The 18,763-nt window shown below is 71.8% G+C and carries 18 protein-coding genes and 1 tRNA gene; 9 read left to right on the plus strand and 10 right to left on the minus strand.

The window, feature by feature from the left end; all coding sequences use genetic code 11:
• Positions 1-96: 96 nt before the first annotated feature.
• Positions 97-444, minus strand: a complete 348-nt coding sequence (locus tag QK442_RS06920) for a helix-turn-helix transcriptional regulator (RefSeq protein ID WP_282692948.1) — start codon at positions 442-444, stop codon at positions 97-99.
• Between the two features lie 30 nt (positions 445-474).
• Here QK442_RS06920 and QK442_RS06925 point away from each other — a divergent pair, with 30 nt between their 5' ends.
• Together QK442_RS06925 and QK442_RS06930 are read left to right on the plus strand one after the other, a co-directional pair.
• A complete protein-coding gene (locus QK442_RS06925) occupies positions 475-1,458 on the plus strand; it encodes a hypothetical protein (RefSeq protein ID WP_282692949.1) in 984 nt (327 codons plus the stop codon).
• On the plus strand, positions 1,455-3,275 hold the full coding sequence (locus tag QK442_RS06930; RefSeq protein ID WP_282692950.1) for a hypothetical protein: 1,821 nt from the start codon (positions 1,455-1,457) through the stop codon (positions 3,273-3,275). Before QK442_RS06925 ends, QK442_RS06930 begins: the two co-directional genes overlap by 4 nt.
• A gap of 231 nt (positions 3,276-3,506) precedes the next feature.
• Here QK442_RS06930 and QK442_RS06935 read toward each other — a convergent pair.
• The 7 genes from QK442_RS06935 to galU form a co-directional block, all read right to left on the minus strand.
• Positions 3,507-3,583, minus strand: a tRNA-Ala gene (locus QK442_RS06935).
• Positions 3,584-3,670: 87 nt separating this feature from the next.
• On the minus strand, positions 3,671-4,708 hold the full coding sequence (glpR, locus tag QK442_RS06940; protein ID WP_282692951.1) for a gephyrin-like molybdotransferase receptor GlpR: 1,038 nt from the start codon (positions 4,706-4,708) through the stop codon (positions 3,671-3,673).
• Positions 4,709-4,862: 154 nt separating this feature from the next.
• A complete protein-coding gene (locus QK442_RS06945) occupies positions 4,863-5,483 on the minus strand; it encodes a GNAT family protein (protein WP_282692952.1) in 621 nt (206 codons plus the stop codon).
• Positions 5,480-5,989: a MogA/MoaB family molybdenum cofactor biosynthesis protein gene (locus QK442_RS06950; protein ID WP_282693119.1), complete on the minus strand. Its 510-nt coding sequence runs from the start codon at positions 5,987-5,989 to the stop codon at positions 5,480-5,482. The genes QK442_RS06945 and QK442_RS06950 overlap by 4 nt, the downstream gene beginning before the upstream one ends.
• A gap of 107 nt (positions 5,990-6,096) precedes the next feature.
• Positions 6,097-6,594, minus strand: a complete 498-nt coding sequence (gene moaC, locus QK442_RS06955) for a cyclic pyranopterin monophosphate synthase MoaC (protein WP_282692953.1) — start codon at positions 6,592-6,594, stop codon at positions 6,097-6,099.
• Between the two features lie 57 nt (positions 6,595-6,651).
• Entirely contained in the window at positions 6,652-7,920 is a 1,269-nt protein-coding gene (gene glp / locus QK442_RS06960; protein WP_282693120.1) for a gephyrin-like molybdotransferase Glp, read from the minus strand.
• 94 nt (positions 7,921-8,014) lie between these two features.
• The gene (gene galU, locus QK442_RS06965; protein WP_282692954.1) at positions 8,015-8,926 is read right to left on the minus strand and encodes a UTP--glucose-1-phosphate uridylyltransferase GalU; all 912 of its coding nucleotides are present in this window, start codon (positions 8,924-8,926) and stop codon (positions 8,015-8,017) included.
• 115 nt (positions 8,927-9,041) lie between these two features.
• On the opposite strand from galU, the gene QK442_RS06970 reads away from it, so the two are divergent.
• On the plus strand, positions 9,042-9,644 hold the full coding sequence (locus QK442_RS06970; protein WP_282692955.1) for a 5-formyltetrahydrofolate cyclo-ligase: 603 nt from the start codon (positions 9,042-9,044) through the stop codon (positions 9,642-9,644).
• Positions 9,645-9,650: 6 nt separating this feature from the next.
• On the opposite strand, the gene QK442_RS06975 is transcribed toward QK442_RS06970, so the two are convergent.
• Positions 9,651-12,395 (minus strand): penicillin acylase family protein, encoded by a 2,745-nt coding sequence (locus tag QK442_RS06975; protein ID WP_282692956.1) that lies wholly within the window; start codon positions 12,393-12,395, stop codon positions 9,651-9,653.
• 284 nt (positions 12,396-12,679) lie between these two features.
• Between QK442_RS06975 and QK442_RS06980 the strand changes: the two genes are divergently transcribed.
• From QK442_RS06980 to mscL, 6 genes are all read left to right on the plus strand, one after another.
• The gene (locus tag QK442_RS06980; RefSeq protein ID WP_349239634.1) at positions 12,680-14,200 is read left to right on the plus strand and encodes a potassium/proton antiporter; all 1,521 of its coding nucleotides are present in this window, start codon (positions 12,680-12,682) and stop codon (positions 14,198-14,200) included.
• 282 nt (positions 14,201-14,482) lie between these two features.
• The gene (locus tag QK442_RS06985) at positions 14,483-15,769 is read left to right on the plus strand and encodes an MFS transporter (protein WP_282692957.1); all 1,287 of its coding nucleotides are present in this window, start codon (positions 14,483-14,485) and stop codon (positions 15,767-15,769) included.
• 220 nt (positions 15,770-15,989) lie between these two features.
• Positions 15,990-16,295 carry an FmdB family zinc ribbon protein gene (locus QK442_RS06990; RefSeq protein ID WP_282692958.1) on the plus strand — a complete coding sequence of 102 codons (306 nt, stop codon included), beginning with the start codon at positions 15,990-15,992 and terminating at the stop codon, positions 16,293-16,295.
• Between the two features lie 93 nt (positions 16,296-16,388).
• Positions 16,389-17,279, plus strand: a complete 891-nt coding sequence (locus tag QK442_RS06995; protein ID WP_282692959.1) for an S-methyl-5'-thioadenosine phosphorylase — start codon at positions 16,389-16,391, stop codon at positions 17,277-17,279.
• A 99-nt stretch (positions 17,280-17,378) separates the two neighbouring features.
• On the plus strand, positions 17,379-17,921 hold the full coding sequence (locus tag QK442_RS07000; RefSeq protein ID WP_282692960.1) for a hypothetical protein: 543 nt from the start codon (positions 17,379-17,381) through the stop codon (positions 17,919-17,921).
• Between the two features lie 114 nt (positions 17,922-18,035).
• Entirely contained in the window at positions 18,036-18,518 is a 483-nt protein-coding gene (gene mscL / locus QK442_RS07005) for a large conductance mechanosensitive channel protein MscL (protein WP_282692961.1), read from the plus strand.
• A 19-nt stretch (positions 18,519-18,537) separates the two neighbouring features.
• Here the strand turns inward: mscL and QK442_RS07010 are convergent, their stop codons facing one another.
• Positions 18,538-18,756 (minus strand): hypothetical protein, encoded by a 219-nt coding sequence (locus QK442_RS07010; protein WP_282692962.1) that lies wholly within the window; start codon positions 18,754-18,756, stop codon positions 18,538-18,540.
• Between the last annotated feature and the right edge of the window lie 7 nt (positions 18,757-18,763).

Below are 18,763 nucleotides of genomic sequence, written 5' to 3' on the forward strand. Positions count from 1 at the left end.
GCTTGGACCCTCTTCGGAGCCAGTGACGTGGACCCTCGTAGTGGCTCACGCATCCCCGAGGCTAGAGCAATCCGCCTCGCCTCGGGGGCGCGTGGCCTATTTCGTCGTTCCTTGGGACGGGTTTCCCTCGGGACGGGAAGGCCGATTTTCATGCGTACTGCGCATTCCGCCCCGCGGGTACAGCGGGACGGCGAGGAAATCTTCCAGGCGGGCAACGGTGACGACGTCCGGCCAGCACCGGCCGGCGAGCAGGTCGGCGATGGCCTGCCGGTTGACCCCGGATCCGGCGGAGACCTGCCGCAGGCTTCGCTTGTCGCGCTCGAGGGCGAGCGTGAGCGCGCGGGCGATGGCCTGGACGACTCTGGCGGCGATGTCGTCGACGGCGGAGTCGGGCCAGGATTCCGGATCGCGGGCAAGGTCTCTCGGCGCGGTCTTGCGGGCCAAACCTCCGACCATGTCGATGCACTCCTTTCCGTGAAGATCGCCTTCGACGTCTTCACTGGCTGCTTGTCCAGCCGGTTCTGTTGGTCTGTGACACTGAGTTCGGAGGTCTCCAGCAAGATCCGCGACTACCGGCCCCGGCTGCCGCATCGGCAGTGGGCGCCGGTCGCCGAGTTGGTGAGAGCAACCGTGGCGGCAACGGCTCCGGCTACCTGCTACGCGGCGGAGCATCTGCTGTACGTGATCGGCCGGATCGCGGTCTGGGCGGACCGGAGCGGGCTGCCGCGCGACCCGGGAACCTGGCTGCGGACCGAGACGATCGACGCCTTCATCCTGTCGGGCTGCGTTGCGGCAAAGGACTCGACAGTACTGACCTACCGGACCTGGCTGCGGCGGGCACGGGAGGCTCTGGTGTGGGTCCAGCGCGGAGAGGCGCCTCCGGCTCGGCTTTCCTCGCCTCGCACGTCTCAGCCGCCTTATGGGGCCGGGGAGTTGGCTCGCCTGCGGGATTGGGCGAATCATCTGCCGGACCAGGCTCGACTCGACGGCCTCGCCCTCATGACGCTCGGAGCCGGGTGTGGCCTGATGCCGGGCGAAGTCCCGCCCATGCGAGGCAGTCACGTTCGCGTGACCTCCGGCGGGGTCGCGGTGCTGGAGGAGAAGCTGCTCGGCCGGCTCGTGGCGTGCCACTCCGACTGGGAAGGCACGCTGGCCGAGCTGGCAGAGACCGCCGGAACCGGGTTCCTCTTCCGGCCGGGACGGAAGGTGGCGGCAGCCAAGAACCTCGTCTCGTCCTGGCCTGCCCGCCATCGGCCCCACGCGGGTCTGCCGCCGCTCTCCGCTCGGCGGTTGCGGTCGACGTGGATCGTCGGTCGGCTTTCCGAGGGCATCAGTCCGGAGGCGGTCGCTTCCGCCGCGGGCATGGCCTCCCCTGCCGGTTTGGCGGGCTACCACCACTGGGTGCCCCCACTACCCAGGGCGGAGGTGATCCGATTGCTGCGTGGCCGCCGCTCGTGAGGGCGCGACCTGAAGCCGATCAGCTGGCCGCCCGCCATGCGCGACCACGACTGCGGCCTGGACGGCTCACCGAGATCCCAGACTCGAAGGTCGGCCAGCTGCTGACCGTCCTCGACCGCTCCGGCCTGCCCCAGCAGCTGGAGGACATGCTGCGAGGCCGTCCTGGGCCACCAGGCGTGCGGCCGAGGACCGTGCTGGCCGGCCTGATGCTCGCCGTGTACTACACGGGCCGAGCCACGGTCTCCGACGCCTGGCGGATCCTGCACTTCCGTCTCCAGCCCGCAGCTCGCGCGTGGCTCGGCATCCCCGAGGTTCCGCCGTCCACGGCACGTGCGTGCATAGCTGCCAGTCGTCGCCTCTACCGGGGGCTGGACCGGATCACCACCGCGCTCGACCCGGCACGCTGCGACCGGCGCCGGCGCCTGGACCAAGCGGAGGCGGACATCCACTCCGCTGTCTGGGACGAGGCTGTCGGCCGCGCGGCCGCGAACCGGCTCCAACGGCTGGCGAACGATCTCGTACTGGTCCCGGTCCGGCTGGCACAGCAACGGGGATACCTGCGGAACTGGGCCGGTGACGTGGGCGTGGACGCCACCTCCATCCCGGTTCTGGCCAACCCTGATAGCGACCGCTCGGGCACGGCCTCCGTCGAGATCACCGCCGGCTGGCACTTCAGCGGCGGCTCCGACAAGGGCATCTTCGGCTACAGCGCGAGCCTGCTCGTCGCCGCCCACTCCCGTACGGGCGAAGGAGCCACGAAGGGCCGCCGCGCGCCCTCCTATCCACAGCTCTGCCTTGGTGTCAGCCTGGACACTCCGACCGTCCGTACGGGCGAGAACGCGGTCACCGTGTTGAAGCACCTCGCCGAGCTTCGACTGCCGACAGGTATCTGTGCCGCAGATCGGGCCTACACCGGCTGCTCGCCGGAGAACTTTCAGGTTCCGGTACGCCGACTCGGCTACCGCCTGGCCCTGGACTACAAGGCGGCCGACCGTGGCATCCAGGGCAGCTGGCAAGGAGCCGTACTGATCGACGGCTCCCTCGCCTGCCCACACATCCCCAACGCCCTGGCTCAGGCCACTCACGGCATGGACGACAAGACCTTCCGCCGACGGCTCGATGAACTGAAACCGGTGGCCGCCGAGCGGCTGCCCTACTTCCTCAAGCTCAAGCAGAACGCCGACGCCCGTGGAACCGTGCGCCTGCAGTGCCCGGCGGCCGGACCGTCCCCTTCGGTGAACTGTCCACGCCGAGAACGCCTCCGCCCTACTCGACCGACCGCCTCGGGCCCGCCTCAGACCGTGATCAAACTGGCGGATCTCCGCTCTCGCGCCAGCCACGCCTCGGCTCGCCCGACCATCCAGCTCCCTGACAGAGAGTGGACGGACCCTCCCGGCAAGGAGGCGCTGCCCGCCGTCTGCGGGGCCTCCGCGATCAGCGTCCCCGCCGACGCGGCCGGAGACCTGAAGATCGCAAAGTTCCGACAGGACAGTCACTACCTCAGCCCCGCCTGGGACCGGATCTACAAGCCGATCCGCTCCCACAACGAGGGGCTCAACGGTCGTCTCAAGAGCGCCGACATGAACATCGGGAACCCCATGCACCGCCGAGCGCCCGGCCAGGTGGCCCAGACGATCCTCATCGCGATCATGGTGACAATCGGAAACCTGGACATCCTGGAAACCTGGCTCTACGAGCGCACCGGCAGCCGACTCTCCGACGCCGACTTCGAATCCGTTCCAGCTGCCCCAGATCATGACCTGGCGTACATGCCCACCCCACTCGACATGGGGCGGCATCCGCCGGCCAACCTCTGATCGGGCAGCGTCACAGCCGCACAGCACCATCACCAGCCCCGGGCGACCGGGGCCGGTTCGCACGCCCCGGCAGCGGTGAGGCACCTGCCGAGCAACCCGCCAGACCCGATACGCCGCCATCCACCACCCCGAACAGGCATCGAACGACCCCGAAACGACGAAGATCCCGCCCGATCTTGCGATCGGACGGGATCTCGTCAACGTTCCTGAGAGCTACTCAAGAACAATCGCTGGTGGACCTGAGGGGATTCGAACCCCTGACCCCCTCGATGCGAACGAGGTGCGCTACCGGACTGCGCCACAGGCCCCTGCGACGTGTGAAACATTAGCATCCCGATCGACGAGAAGAAAAATCGCTTCCGCCGCAGGTCGGGCGGGGGCCCGGCCGGTCGTGCTCATTCGTTGGCGGCGCGGGGGCGCTCGTCGTCGGTGGGGTCGGCGTACTGGTCGAAGAGGGGGGTGCGGCCTTGGTCGCGGCCGCGGCGCGGGGGGGCCGGGCGGCGGCGGGGGGCCGGGGAGGCGGGCGGGGGCTGCTCGGCGGCCGTGGAGGAGCGGGCCGCGCTCCAGGTCTCCGGGTCGGTGACGTCCACGCCGTTGGAGGCCCGGGGGGCGACCGGCGCGGTGACGTACGTGGGGAGCGGCACCGGCACCGGGTCCCAGCTGTCGCCGCGGGCCGGGCCGCGCTCGCGCTGCTGGTCCACCCACTCCGCGTGGTCGGTCTGCTCGACCAGGGCGCGCCGGTCGGCCTCCTGCGGGGAGACGGCGGGGGCGGGCGAGGGCTCCGGGGCGGGGGCGGCCGCGCGGCTCTCGCGGAGGCGGGCGGCGGCGGCCTCGGCGCGGCGCCGGTCCATCACGTAGACGAAGCGGCGGCGCTCCTGGGCGCGCAGGTGGACGATGTAGGCGCTGAGCAGCACGGCGGGGACGCCCGGCGCCCACAGGAACGCGATGCCGCCGACGGCGGCGACCACGGCCCCGAGGGTGAAGGCGGAGAAGAGCATGATCGTGGTGCGCCGGCGGCGCGCCAGGACCTTGCCGCGGCGGGCCCGCTCGGCGGCGCCGGCGGCGGCCTGGCGGGCGGGGGCCGGCGCGGGCGCCGGGGCCGGTTCCGGCTCGGGTTCGGGCAGCACGAGGCGCGCCTCGGTCCTGGCCGGAGGCGCGGAGAAGGCCCGGACGTCGACCGAGCTCAGATGCTCGGTCGCCGCGTCCGGGTCCACGTCGGGCGTCGCGTCCCGGGCCGTACGGTCCCGCTCACGGAGCTCCTTGGCGTACCGGCGCTCCATGCCCGCCCGTCCGGACAGCAGCCGGATGGCGGTGCTGAAGCGTTCCGTCGGACGGGCTTCGTTCAGCTCGTCCTGCCTGCGGAGCCACATCGGCACCAAGTAGGCGGCCCAGGCCCCGACGATGACTGCGTAGATGAGGCCGCTGCTGCTCACGTCTCACACGGTAGAGGTGTTCGCGACGGGGCATCGGCCAATTGGGCCGGTGTGTCGCACGATCTGGCTGATATCACTGAACTTTTTTGTGATTGTTCAGATCGAGCGGTGTTCATATGCCGCTGGAATTCGAACAGTTATGTGATTTACGGGTTCAGGCGGCGTCCCGGCGTCGCGTGCGGTGCCAGCGGGCGAGCAGCCCCTCCGAAATCTCCTCCACCGTCAGCGCGAAGACCAGGTGGTCCCGCCAGGCCCCGTCGATGTGCAGATAACGCGGCCGCAATCCCTCTTCCCGGAAACCGAGTTTCTCCACCACCCGGCGCGAGGGGCCGTTCTCCGGCCGGATGCAGACCTCCATGCGGTGCAGCCCCACCGTCCGGAAACAGTGGTCGACGGCGAGCGCGACCGCCGTCGGCATCACTCCGCGCCCGGCGACCTCGCTGTCCACCCAGTAGCCCACGTGCCCCGAGCACATCGACCCCCAGGTGATCCCGGCCACCGTCAGCTGCCCGGCCATCCGCCCCCGGTACTCGATGACGAACGGCAGCATCCGCCCCGCGTTCGCCTCCGCCCGCAGGTGGCGCACCATCTGACGGTACGTGGGGCGCTGGGCGGGCGGCATGCCCGGCGCGGGCGGCGGGACCGTCGCCTCCCAGGGGCGCAGCCACTCGCGGTTGCGGCGGTTCACCTCCCGCCACTCCTTCTGGTCGCGCATCCTTATCGGGCGGAGCAGTACGTCTCCGTCGACGAGGACGACCGGCCAGGCCGCGGTCATGACGCCGGGCCCGCTTCCACCGGTCTCGGGTGGTCGCCGCCGCGGATCTGGTCCACGGCGTGCCGCAGCAACGGCTCCAGGACGGCGAGCCCGTCCCGTACCCCGCCGGTCGAACCCGGCAGGTTCACGATCAGCGTCCCGCCCGCGACCCCGGCGAGGCCGCGCGAGAGCGCCGCCGTCGGCACCTTCTCCCGGCCGTACGCCCGGATCGCCTCCGGGATGCCGGGGATCTCCCGCTCCAGGACGCGGGCGGTGACCTCGGGCGTCTCGTCGGTCGGTGAGATCCCCGTCCCGCCGGTCGTCAGGATGACGTCGTACCCGGCCGCGATCCCGGCCCGCAGCGCCGCCTCGACCGGCGCCCCGTCCGGGACGACCTGCGGGCCGTCGACCGCGAAGCCCATCCCGCGCAGGCCCTCGGCGATCAGCGGACCACCCTTGTCCTCGTAGACCCCGGCCGCCGCCCGGTTGGAGGCGGTGACGACGAGGGCCGCGTACGGCGCGACCAGGGCGCCGCCGGTGTCCGGGCCGAGCGCCGCCGGAGCGGGCCCGGACTCGTGCGCGCCCGGAGCGGGCTTCTCGGGCTCGTGCGCGCCCGCCACCCGGCCGCCGCGGGTCACGCCGCGCCCTCCGTGTCCGTCCTGGTCCAGTGGCCCGACTTGCCGCCGGTCTTCTCCTCGACCCGTACGTCGGAGATGACCGCGCCCTTGTCGACCGCCTTCACCATGTCCACGACCGTCAGCGCGGCCACCGAGACCGCCGTCAGGGCCTCCATCTCGACGCCCGTGCGGTCCGTGGTCTTCACGGTCGCCAGGATCTCCACGGCGTCGTCCGCGACCGACAGGTCGAGCGTCACGCCGGAGACGGCCAGCGGGTGGCAGAGCGGGATGAGGTCCGGCGTCCTCTTCGCGCCCATGATCCCGGCGATGCGGGCGGTGGCCAGCGCGTCGCCCTTCGGGACGCCCTCGCCGCGCAGCAGCTCGATGACGCGCGGCGAGACGAGGACCCGCCCGCTGGCCCGCGCGGTGCGGGCCGTGACGTCCTTGGCGGAGACGTCGACCATGCGGGCCGCCCCCGCCTCGTCGATGTGGGTGAGACCTTGCTGCGTGCTCATGGCCGTGACACTCCCGGTCGCTGTGTGGGACTGCACCGTACCCCCACCCGCTCCTCCTCAGCCGAGGAGGACCACGTCCAGCTCCTCCCCCGGCTCCGCCCCGTCCCGCTCCTCCGGGACGACGAGCAGGCAGTCCGCGTGGGCGAGGGCCGCGATCAGGTGGGAGCCGGCACCGCCCACGGGGGTGACGGTGCCGGACTCGGCGTCGTACGTCCCCCGGAGGTACTGGCGGCGGCCGGGCGGGGAGGAGAGGGGGGCGTCGGCCTTCAGGGTGGCGCGGACGACCGGGCGGTGCAGGTCCTCCAGGCCCATCAGGGCACGGATCGCGGGGCGGACGAAGAGCTCGAAGGAGACGTACGAGGAGACCGGGTTGCCCGGCAGGGCGAGGAGCGGGATCTGCTCGGCGCCGATCGCGCCGAAGCCCTGCGGCTTGCCCGGCTGCATGGCCAGCTTGCGGAAGTCGACCTGCCCGTCGGCGGTCAGGGCCTCCTTCACCACGTCGTAGGCGCCGACGCTGACGCCGCCGGTGGTGACGATCAGGTCGGCCCGGATGAGCTGGTCCTCGATGGTGGAGCGCAGGGACTCGGCGTCGTCGGCGACCGCGCCGACCCGGTAGGCCAGGGCGCCCGCGTCCCGGGCGGCGGCGGCGAGCGCGAAGCTGTTGGAGTCGTGGATCTGGCCGGGGCCCAGCTCCTCGCCGGGCTGGACGAGCTCGCTGCCGGTGGAGAGGACCACCACGCGGGGGCGCGGCCGGACCCGCACCGTGCCCCGGCCGATGGCCGCGAGCAGCCCGAGCTGCGGCGGCCCGAGGACCGTGCCCGCCGCGAGGGCGAGCTCCCCGGCCCGTACGTCGCTGCCGGCCCGGCGGACGTGGGCGCCGGCCTCCGCCGCGCGGTGCACCCGTACTTCTCCGGCGGCGCCCTCCGGGGCGGCGCTCGCGGCCCGCATGCCGGTGGCGGCGCCCTCGCCCGTGCCGCCGTCGGTCCACTCGATGGGGACGACGGCCTCGGCGCCGGGCGGGAGCGGGGCGCCGGTCATGATCCGGGCGGCCTGGCCGGGGCCGACCTCGGGCAGCCCGCCCGCGCCCGCGGCGACGTCGCCGATGACGGTGAGGACGGCGGGGAACTCCTCGGTCGCGCCGGTGACGTCGGCGACCCGGACCGCGTACCCGTCCATGGAGCTGTTGTCGAACGGCGGCAGCGCTGCCGGCACCGTCACGTCCTCGACCAGGACGCAGCCCTGCGCGTCGAGCAGCTGGAGCTCGATCGGGTCGAGCGGGCGGACGGTGGCCAGGATGTCGGCCAGGTGCTCGTCGACCGACCACAGGCCACGGGCCGGTCCCGCGCAGGGGTCGCCCGGGCCGTGACCGTGGTCGTGGCCACGGGGGGCCTCGGACGGTGCCGTGTCGCTGCTCAAGGTCCTACATCTCCTCGCTGACGTATCTCCGGAGCCAGGCCCGGAAGTCCGGTCCCAGATCTTCACGTTCGCACGCGAGTCTGACAATGGCACGCAGATAGTCGCCGCGGTCCCCGGTGTCATAGCGGCGTCCCTTGAAGACGACGCCGTGCACCGGCCCGCCGAGCTTCTCGTCGCCCGCCAGCTTCTGCAGGGCGTCGGTCAGCTGGATCTCGCCGCCCCGGCCCGGCTCGGTCTCCCGGAGCGTGCCGAAGACCGCCGGGTCGAGCACATAGCGGCCGATGATCGCGTAGTTGCTGGGTGCCTCGGCCGGCTCCGGCTTCTCCACCAGGTCCGTCACCCGCACCACGTCGCCGTCGACGGTCGCCTCGACCGCCGCGCAGCCGTAGAGGTGGATCTGCGAGGGCTCGACCTCCATCAGCGCGATCACGCTGCCGCCCTCGCGCTCCTGGACCTCGACCATCCGCGCGAGGAGGGGGTCGCGCGGATCGATCAGGTCGTCGCCGAGGAGGACCGCGAAGGGCCGGTCGCCGACGTGCGGGGCCGCGCACAGCACCGCGTGCCCGAGGCCGCGGGGGGCGCCCTGGCGCACGTAGTGCATGGTGGCGAGGTCGCTGGACTCCTGGACCTTGGAGAGGCGCTCGTCGTCGCCCTTGCGGCTCAGCGCCTCCTCCAGCTCGTAGTTCCGGTCGAAGTGGTCCTCCAGGGGGCGCTTGTTCCGACCGGTGATCATGAGCACGTCGGAGAGCCCGGCGGCGGCGGCCTCCTCGACGACGTACTGGATCGCCGGCTTGTCGACGACCGGCAGCATCTCCTTCGGGGTCGCCTTGGTCGCCGGGAGGAAGCGGGTGCCCAGACCGGCGGCCGGGATGACAGCCTTGCTGATCCGGCCGGGCCGGGGGGACTGCTGATTCATACGGGCACCTTATCCGCTGGGGAATGAGAGAAAGATGGGGTTCCGATTAACTTTCGCCGCATAAAGACGATTACGAGAGGTTCCTGAGCTCCCCGTGCAGAAAGAGAGTCCTGATTTGTCCGAAAAGGCACTGCTGCGCCGCCGCCTCCTCGACGCCCGCGCCGCGCTCTCCCCCGACGCCCTCGCCCGGACCGCGCGGGCCCTGGCCGAGGCCGGCCTCGGGCTGCCCGAACTGGCCGGTGCCGCCACCGTCGCCGCGTACGTCTCGGTCGGCCGTGAGCCCGGCACGCGCGTGCTGCTCGACGCCCTCCACGCGCGCGGGGTACGGGTCCTGCTGCCGGTGCTGCTGCCCGACAACGACCTGGACTGGGCCGCGTACGAGGGGAGGGAGGCGCTGGCGAAGGCCGGCCGCGGCCTCCTCGAACCGACGGGCCCGCGGCTCGGCCCGGACGCCGTGTGCACGGCGGACGCGGTGCTGCTGCCGGGCCTCGCGGTGGACGCGCGCGGCATGCGGCTCGGCCGGGGCGGCGGCTCGTACGACCGGGTCCTCGCCCGGCTCGCCCGCTCCGGGAAGGACCCGGCCCTGGTGGTGCTCCTCTACGCGGACGAGGTGGTCGCGCGGGTCCCTGAGGAACCGCACGACCACCCCGTGCACGCGGTGGTCACCCCGGACGGGGTGGCCCGTTTTCGCCGTCCCAAGGACAGCCGGCCGTCCTGAGGGCCGTCACGGCCTGAGCGTCAGCGTGTCCTTCGCCGCCGCGTCGACCGCCGCCTTCCCGTAGGCCCAGTCGTACAGCTCGCCCTGGGCCCAGGCGTCCGTCTGGTCGGTGTAGTTGTCGTGGAAGGCGTGGCCGGAGGCGCCGGTCAGGTTGATCCACCGGGACTTGTCCCAGTCGCCGACGTTGACGACCATCCGCATCGACGGCACCCAGACGACCTCGTAGCCGCCGGCCGCGTTCCAGCCGGTGGCGTCGACGGCCGCCTCGCCGCCGCCGAGGTTCCACGGGCCGCGGTTGAGCAGCCGCTGGACCACACCGGGACCGGCGGTGCCGAGGGTCTGGTTCTTCAGGGTCAGCTGGTGCAGCCGGCCCCAGCTCCAGGTGGAGACGTCCTTGCCGAGCTTGGCGGTCAGCTCCCAGCGGGCGTCCTTCATGGCCCGGGCGAGCAGCTGGTCACGGGTCTCGGCGGCCGGGTCGGTGCGGGTGGCGGGGGTCTTCCACCACTCGCTCTTCTCCTGCTTGAGGAGCGGGCGGACCACCTCGTACCAGCGGTCGCCGCCGTCCGGCTGGGCCGAGTCGGCGTCGCGCTCACCGCACTCGCGGACCAGCTTGTTCTGCTCGTCGACCGGGCCGGTGGCGTCGGCCGGGCGCACGTTGACGCAGTCGCCCTCGGCGCGCACCTCCTTCGGCAGCTTGTCGCCGAAGGCGAGCTTGAGGACGTTGCGCCAGACCGCGTTGAAGTACGCGGCGGCGGCCGAGTCGGGCTCCTGCGTGTAGTCCCAGCCTTCCAGGAGCTTCTGCGCCTCGCGGACGTGCGGGTCGGAGATGTCGATCTTCAGCAGGAGCGGGTTGAGCAGGGTCGCGATCTCGCTGCGGTTGTCGGTCTGCATGGTCCGCATGTCGTCCGGCGAGATCTTGCCGCCGTCCTTGGTCTTCGACTCGATGAGGTCGTTGATCCGCTGGCTGCGCGAGCCGTAGCCCCAGTCCTTGGTGAGCAGGTCGCGGTACTGCTTCGGGGAGATCACGGCCTGGTTGGCGGTGACGATGTAGCCGCGGTCCGGGTTGTACTCGTACGGCAGCCGCTCGAAGGGGATGTAGCCCTTCCACCGGTACGAGGAGTCCCAGCCGGGCGCGGGCAGGGTGCCGTCGCCCTTGGCGCGCCGCGGGATCTTGCCCGGGGACTGGTAGCCGATGTTGCCCTCGGTGTCGGCGTAGATCAGGTTCTGCGAGGGGACCTCGAAGTTCTTCGCGGCGGCCCGGAACTGCGCGAAGTTCTGGGCGCGGTCGATCGCGAAGATCGCGTCCATGGACTTTCCGGGCTGGAGGGCGGTCCACTGCAGGGAGACGCCGTAGCCGGTGGAGCGGTCGGGGGCGGAGTTGCCGACGGGGGCCTTCTGGCCGACCTTCTCCAGTTCGGAGGAGCGGTCGGAGAGGAGCGGACCGTGGTCGGTGGAGCGGATGGTGATGGTCCGGTCCCGGCCGCCGGCGACCTTGATGGTCTCCTCGCGGGTGTCGAAGGGCTTGACCTTGCCGTCGACGAGGTAGCCCTCGGGGCTGATCTTCTCCAGGTAGAGGTCGGTGACGTCGGCGCCGAGGTTGGTGAGGCCCCAGGCGATGGAGTCGTTGTGGCCGATGATCACACCGGGCGTGCCGGAGAAGGTGTAGCCGGCGACGTCGTAGCGGCAGGTCGCCGAGACGGAGCGGCAGTGCAGGCCCATCTGGTACCAGAGGGACGGCAGCATCGGCGCGAGGTGCGGGTCGTTGGCGAGCAGCGGCTTGCCGGAGGTGGTGAGGTTCCCGGCGACCACCCAGGAGTTGGAGCCGATGCCGTTGCCGTTGGGGCCGAGGAGCGAGGGGACGCCGTCGAGGACGTCGGAGAGGCTCGACAGGGCGGCGAGCTGGGCACTCGCGCCTGAGCCCGGGCTTCCCTCACCGCTCCGGCCGTCCTCGCCGCTCTGGCCGTCCCGGCCCTCCTGGCCGGCCTTCGGGTCGAACTTCCTGGTGACCGGGTCGACCGTGCCGCGGTCGACGATCGGCTGGTGGAGCTCGTACGGGTACTCCGGGTACAGCTGCTTGATCTGGGCCGGGGTCAGCCGGCTGGTGAGCAGGGAGCGGTCGATCTCGTCCTGCATGTTGCCGCGCAGGTCCCAGGCCATTGCCTTGAGCCAGGCGACCGAGTCGACCGGCGTCCACGGCTCGATCGTGTAGTCGTGGCTGAGGGTGAGGGCCGCGTACTCGACGGAGACGTCCTTCGGGGCCCGGTCCTTCAGGTAGGCGTTGACGCCCTCCGCGTACGCCTGGAGGTACTTCTTCGTCTCCGGGGTCAGGACCTTGTCGTACTCCTGCTGCGCGACCTGGCGCCAGCCGAGGGTGCGCAGGAAGGCGTCGGTGTCGACCTGACTGTCGCCGAACATCTCGGAGAGGCGGCCGGCGGTGAGGTGGCGGCGGACGTCCATCTCGTAGAAGCGGTCCTGCGCCTGGACGTAGCCCTGGGCGCGGAAGAGGTCGGTCTCGGTGTCCGCGTAGATCTGCGGGATGCCGTGGGCGTCCCGCTTGACCTCGACGTCGCCGGAGAGGGCGTCGAGCCGGACCTCGCCGGTGGTCTGCGGGAACGAGGCCCGGACGGTGCCGACTCCCCACCAGCCGCCGAAGCCGACGGCCCCGACCAGCGCGAGGACCAGGAGCAGGACGATCAGGCGGGCGCGCCTGCCTTTCTTCTTGGCGGGGGGCGCGGTCGTGTTGGAGGGCATCGCTGTCCTTCGAGGGGCAGGGTGGTCCTGGAGTACGGGAGCAACCATAGGCGCAGCGTCCGAGCGCCCTGGACTCGGTGTCAGGTCGGTATCGGGAGGGGGTTGCGCCCAGGGACGTGCGGGAGGGGCTCCGGAACGCAAAGAAGGCGTCAAGAAAGCGTTAAAGATTAGGTAAGGTAACGAAGTACCGTCCGCCGGCTGAACGATCCGGCGCGGCCGCGAGGGGAAGGAACGGCGCACTGACTGTCCACCAGCTCAACGAACTCCTGCTGATCAGCTCGCTGGTGCTGCTGATCGCGGTCGCCGCCGTGCGGATCTCCTCCCGGAGCGGGCTCCCCAGCCTTCTGCTCTACCTCGGCATCGGCGTCGCCATCGGACAGGACGGCATCGGGGGCGTCGCCTTCGACAACGCCGAACTCACCCAGGTCATCGGCTACGCGGCCCTCGTCGTCATCCTCGCCGAAGGTGGTCTCGGCACGCAGTGGAAGGAGATCAGGCCCGCCCTGCCCGCCGCGGCCGTCCTCTCCACCCTCGGCATCGCCGTCAGCGTCGGCATCACCGCCGCCGGCGCCCACTACCTCGTCGGCCTGGAGTGGCGGCAGGCACTGATCATCGGCGCCGTCGTCTCCTCCACCGACGCCGCCGCCGTCTTCTCCGTGCTGCGCAAGGTGCCGCTGCCGCCCCGGGTCACCGGCGTCCTCGAAGCCGAGTCCGGCTTCAACGACGCCCCCGTCGTCATCCTCGTCGTCTCCTTCTCCACCGCGGGACCCGTCGACGCCTGGTACCTCCTGATCGGCAAGATCGCCCTGCAGCTCGCCATCGGCGCCGCCGTCGGCCTCGCGGTCGGCTTCGTCGGCTCGTACGGGCTCAAGCACATCGCCCTGCCCGCCTCCGGCCTCTACCCGATCGCCGTCATGGCCATCGCCGTCACCGCCTACGCGGCCGGCGCGCTCGCCCACGGCTCCGGCTTCCTCGCCGTCTACCTGGCCTCGATGGTCCTCGGCAACGCCAAGCTGCCGCACTCCCCCGCCAACCGCGGCTTCGCCGAGGGACTCGGCTGGATCGCCCAGATCGGCATGTTCGTCCTCCTCGGCCTGCTCGTCACCCCGCACGAGCTCGTCCACGACTTCTGGCCGGCCGTCGTCATCGGCCTCGTCCTGACGACGGTGGCCCGGCCCACGGAGGTCCTGGTCAGCCTGCTGCCCTTCCGCATCCCCTGGCAGGAGCAGGCCCTCATGTCCTGGGCCGGCCTGCGCGGAGCCGTCCCCATCATCCTCGCCACCATCCCGATGGTGGGACAGATCGAGGGCAGCGAACGGATCTTCAACATCGTCTTCGTCCTGGTCGTCGTCTACACCCTCGTCCAGGGCCCGACCCTCCCCTGGCTCGCCCGGGCCCTCAAGCTCGGCGACTCCGCCGAGGCCGCCGACCTCGGCGTCGAGTCCGCCCCGCTGGAACGGCTCCGCGGCCACCTGCTCTCCGTCGCCGTCCCCGACGGCTCCCGGATGCACGGCGTCGAGGTCGCCGAGCTGCGCCTCCCGGCCGGAGCCGCCGTCACCCTCGTCGTACGGGACGGCACCAGCTTCGTCCCCGGCCCGGCGACCGTGCTGCGCAAGGGCGACGAGCTGCTGGTCGTCGCCACCGACCCGGTACGCGACGCCACCGAGCGCCGGCTGCGCGCGGTCGGCCAGGGCGGCAAGCTCGCGGGCTGGCTCGGCACGGGCGACGGACGGGAGGCGGTCGCGACCACCCCGGCCCGCTTCCGCCTGCCGGGTGCGGGCAGGCGGAAGAAAACCTCCCACTGATCTCCTGGGCCTCGGCATTGTTCCTCGGCATTATTTCGGGGCCGGAGGTGTTCCCCCAGTGGAATCACAGGCGGGAACCCGCTCCTCCCTGTACCATGAAGGCACACTTGATCGAACCAACTCTGCCTGACGCAGAGCTGGCGCGACCGTATGGCGGCCGCGCGCCCCCTCCCGCAGCGGGGGCCCGCCGGTATCTACCGCAGTTCCGCGCAAGAGGACAGCTCTCGGCGAGACCGGCACCACCGTGCCCGCGCGCTACCAGGCGGCAGAAAGGCAAGGACCGTGGCGTCCACGGTCGTCTCCGGGAAGCGGCCCGGCTACGGGCAGCTGCTGCGCACCCCCGGTGCGCTCTCGTTCCTGATTCCGGGCTTCGCCGCCCGGCAGCCCTTCGCGATGCTCACCATCGGCATCGTCCTGCTGGTCCAGCACACCACCGGTTCCTACGGCAGCGCCGGCGCCGTCGCCGCCGTCACCGGCGTCTCCATGGCGCTCTTCGCCCCGCAGAGCGGCAAGCTCGCCGACCGCTTCGGCCAGCGGGCCGTCCTCGTCCCGGGCGTGATCGTCCACGCCGCCGCGGTCTCCCTGCTCGTCGCGCTCGCGCTGGCCGGCGCCCCGCTGTGGGCGCTGTTCCTGGCCGCCGTGCCCGCCGGCGCGTCCGTGCCGCAGGTCGGTCCCATGGTCCGGGCCCGCTGGGCCGCCAAGCTCGACGGCAGCCCGCTGATGCCGACCGCCGCGGCCTTCGAGTCCGTCACCGACGAGTTCACCTTCGTCGTCGGCCCGGTCCTCGCGACCGCGCTGTGCACCGGCGTCCACCCGGCCGCCGGTCTGATCACCGAGGCCGCCCTCACCCTCGTCGGCGGTCTCTTCTTCGCCGCCCAGCGCGCCACCCAGCCGCCGCACGGCCTGCTCGCCGCCGTCGGCCGGGCCGACGCCGAACCGCGCCGCTCCGCGCTCTCCATCCCCGGCGTCCGCGTCCTGATCGTCGCCTTCCTCGGCATCGGCGCCGTCTTCGGCGGCATGCAGGTCTCGCTCACCGCCTTCACCGAGGAGATCGGCAACCCCGGCGCCAACGGCCTGCTGTACGGCGTCTTCGCGGCCGGCAACATGCTCGCCGGCATCGCCATGGGCGCCGTCACCTGGAAGACCGGCCCCCGCCGCCGCCTGGTCCTGGGCTACGCCGGCCTCACCGTCGCCGCCTCCCTGCTGTGGACCGCGCACTCGGTGGTGCTGCTCGGCGCCCTCGGCCTCGTCGTCGGCCTGTGCATCGCCCCGGCCCTGATCACCGGCTACACCATCGTGGAGACCCTGGTCCCGGCCTCCGCCCGGACCGAGGCGTTCACCTGGCTCACCGGCGCCGTCGCCCTCGGCCAGGCCATGGCCGTCACGGTCGCCGGCCGGCTCGCCGACGCCCACGGCTCCGCCGCCGGGTTCCTCGTCCCGGCCGCCGGCACCGCGCTCGCCTTCGTCACCCTCGTCGCCCTGCGTTCGCGACTGCGGCCGGCGCGCGCGACCCGTACGGTCGCGCGCGGCACGGTCGACCGCGGTCTCGTCGCGGCCACTGAGATGTGACGCCTTCTCCTTCCGCCTCTTCAACACCGGCGGAATGCGTCACTGCGACTCCTCCGCCTACGATGAGGCGGCTTCTCACTCGAGCCCGGAAACTTCCGTGACGGCCAAGCCCTGACCGCTGCCGAGGCAGGTGACGAATCTTACTCCGATCGGGCCCCGGAAACCGTTAACATGGAAAATCGTTAGCACTCATCGAGTGAGAGTGCCAGGAGGAAGACTAGTGCCGACCTACCAGTACCAGTGCACCGAGTGCGGCGAGGGCCTTGAGGCGGTCCAGAAGTTCACGGATGACGCGCTGACCGAGTGCCCCGCCTGCCACGGCCGCCTCAAGAAGGTGTTCTCGGCCGTCGGCATCGTCTTCAAGGGCTCGGGCTTCTACCGGAACGACAGCCGCGGCGCCTCGTCCAGCAGCTCCCCGGCCTCGAAGAGCTCGACGTCCTCGACGACGTCCACCTCGTCGTCCTCTTCGGACTCGAAGCCGGCCTCGACGACGTCCTCGTCGGCGTCCTCGACTCCGGCCGCCTGACGCCGGACCCCATAACCCCGCCGGGACCCGGCCGTGCTCACAGAGACGCGGCCGGGTCCCGGCGCGTCCGGGGCGCTGCGTAGGGTGACGTCCATGGCGACGACTCCCGGCACCAGCACCGCGTCCGACTCCTCTTCCTCCTCTTCCTTCGACGACCACGCCGAGATCGGTGTGATCGGCGGCTCCGGTTTCTACTCCTTCCTCGACGACGTCCGCGAAGTCACCGTCACCACCCCCTACGGCGACCCCAGCGACTCCCTCTTCCTCGGCGAGGTGGCGGGCCGGCGGATCGCCTTCCTCCCCCGCCACGGCCGCGACCACCGCATCCCCCCGCACCGGATCAACTACCGCGCCAACCTCTGGGCCCTCCGCTCCCTCGGCGTCCGCCAGGTCCTCGGTCCCTGCGCCGTCGGCGGGCTGCGTCCCGAGTACGGCCCCGGCACCCTCCTCGTCCCCGACCAGCTGATCGACCGGACGAAGAACCGTGTCCAGACCTACTTCGACGGCGAGCCGCGCCCCGACGGCGCCGTCCCGAACGTCCTCCACGTCTCCTTCGCCGACCCCTACTGCCCCGACGGGCGGCAGGCCGCGCTCAAGGCCGCCCGCGGCCGGGACTGGCAGGCCGTGGACGGCGGCACCCTCGTCGTCGTCGAAGGCCCCCGCTTCTCCACCCGCGCCGAGTCCCGCTGGCACGCTGCCAACGGCTGGTCCGTCGTCGGCATGACCGGCCACCCCGAAGCCGTCCTCGCCCGCGAACTCGGCCTCTGCTACACCTCCCTCACCCTCGTCACCGACCTCGACGCCGGCACCGAGACCGGCGAGGGCGTCTCCCACACCGAGGTCCTGCGCGTCTTCCGCGAGAACATCGGCCGGCTCCGCGACGTCCTCTTCGACGCGATCTCCGCCCTCCCCGCCACGGTGGACCGCGACTGTCTCTGCACTCATGCCCACGATGGCTGGGACCTCGGCATCGAACTGCCGTAGAAGTCGGTAAACCACCCGCGGGGGTGGGCGAGTTGTCCACAGGACGTGAGCCGTCCACAGGCCGGAGCGGGATCGCGGCGCGGGCGGGACAGTGGCCGCATGAACACGACTCGTACGCTCACGTCCACATCCGCCGTCGGCTCCGTCCCCTCCCCCTGCGAGGTGCCGGACTTCCCGCCGCTGCGGGTCCGCGGCGCGCGGTTCCGGCCGCGGCTGCGCCGCGCACCCGGCGCGCTCCTCGTCCTCACTGCCGCGGCGCTCGCCCTGACCGCCGCGCTGCCCGCCCCACCGGGACGGTACGACCCCGGGGCGCGCCCCGTGTCCGCTCCCGCGGCCCGCGCCCCCGCCCCGGTCCGGCTCGTCTCCGCGCCCGTACGGATCGCGGACGCGGAGGCCGTACGGCTCCTGCGCGCCGGCGACCGGGTGGACGTCATCGCCGCCCCGACCACCGGCTCCCCGCTCGGGGGCGGCGGCAGCCCGGTGCGGGTGGTGGCACGGGCCGCCCGGGTGGCCGACGTACCACGGCCGTATGAGGCCCGTCCGGACGGCGGGGCGCTGATCGTCCTGGCCGTGCCCCGGGCGACGGCGACAGCACTGGCGGGTGCCGGTGTCACGTCCCAACTGGCGGTGACGGTGTGCTGATTCGCACGGACTCACTGTCAAGTCACCGTCCCGTGTGTACGGATTGGACGGCCTTGCGCCCTTCACGGCCTAATGGCTCCGCACACAGCGGTACACACGAAGAAAGGCACCTTGGTGGCCGAGAAGAAGGAAAGCGTGCTGGCGGGCTTCAAGGCCTTCCTGATGCGCGGAAACGTGATCGACCTGGCGGTGGCGGTCGTCATCGGTGCCGCGTTCACCAACATCGTGAACTCGGTGGTCAAGGGCATCATCAACCCGGTCGTGGGCGCCTTCGGCACGCAGGACCTGGAGAGTTACAGCACCTGCATCAAGGACCCCTGCACGATCGTGGACGGCGAGATGCAGGGCATCGAGCTCCAGTGGGGCCTGGTGCTGAGCGCGGTCCTCAGCTTCCTGATCACGGCGGCCGTCGTCTACTTCCTGATGGTCCTGCCGATGGCCAGGATCCTCGCCAAGCGTGCCGCGCACGACAAGGCGAAGGAGGGCGTCGAGGAGGTCCTGGAGGTCAGCGAGCTGGAGGTGCTCAAGGAGATCCGCGACCACCTGGTCTCGCAGCGCGGCCCGAGCAGCAACACCGGGACGCACTCCACCTCCTGACCGGAGGGGCGCTCCGGCGTCAGAGGTGGTGCGGCGGCTTCTCGTCGAGGAAGCGCGCGAGGTCGGCGGCGCTGCCGCCGGCCGGAGGCCGCTCGCCCCACCCGCGGTCCGTGTCGTCCGCGGACTGGACGTCGAGCGGATCGTCGAAGACGATCACCGGCTTCGGAGGGTTCTCGGAATTCGGCCGAATGCCGGTCGGCTTCGCGTCTCGCGGTCCGTGGGCGGGGGCGGTGCTCATATCTTCA

This window comes from Streptomyces sp. CC208A (assembly GCF_030010625.1).
Taxonomy (GTDB): domain Bacteria; phylum Actinomycetota; class Actinomycetes; order Streptomycetales; family Streptomycetaceae; genus Streptomyces.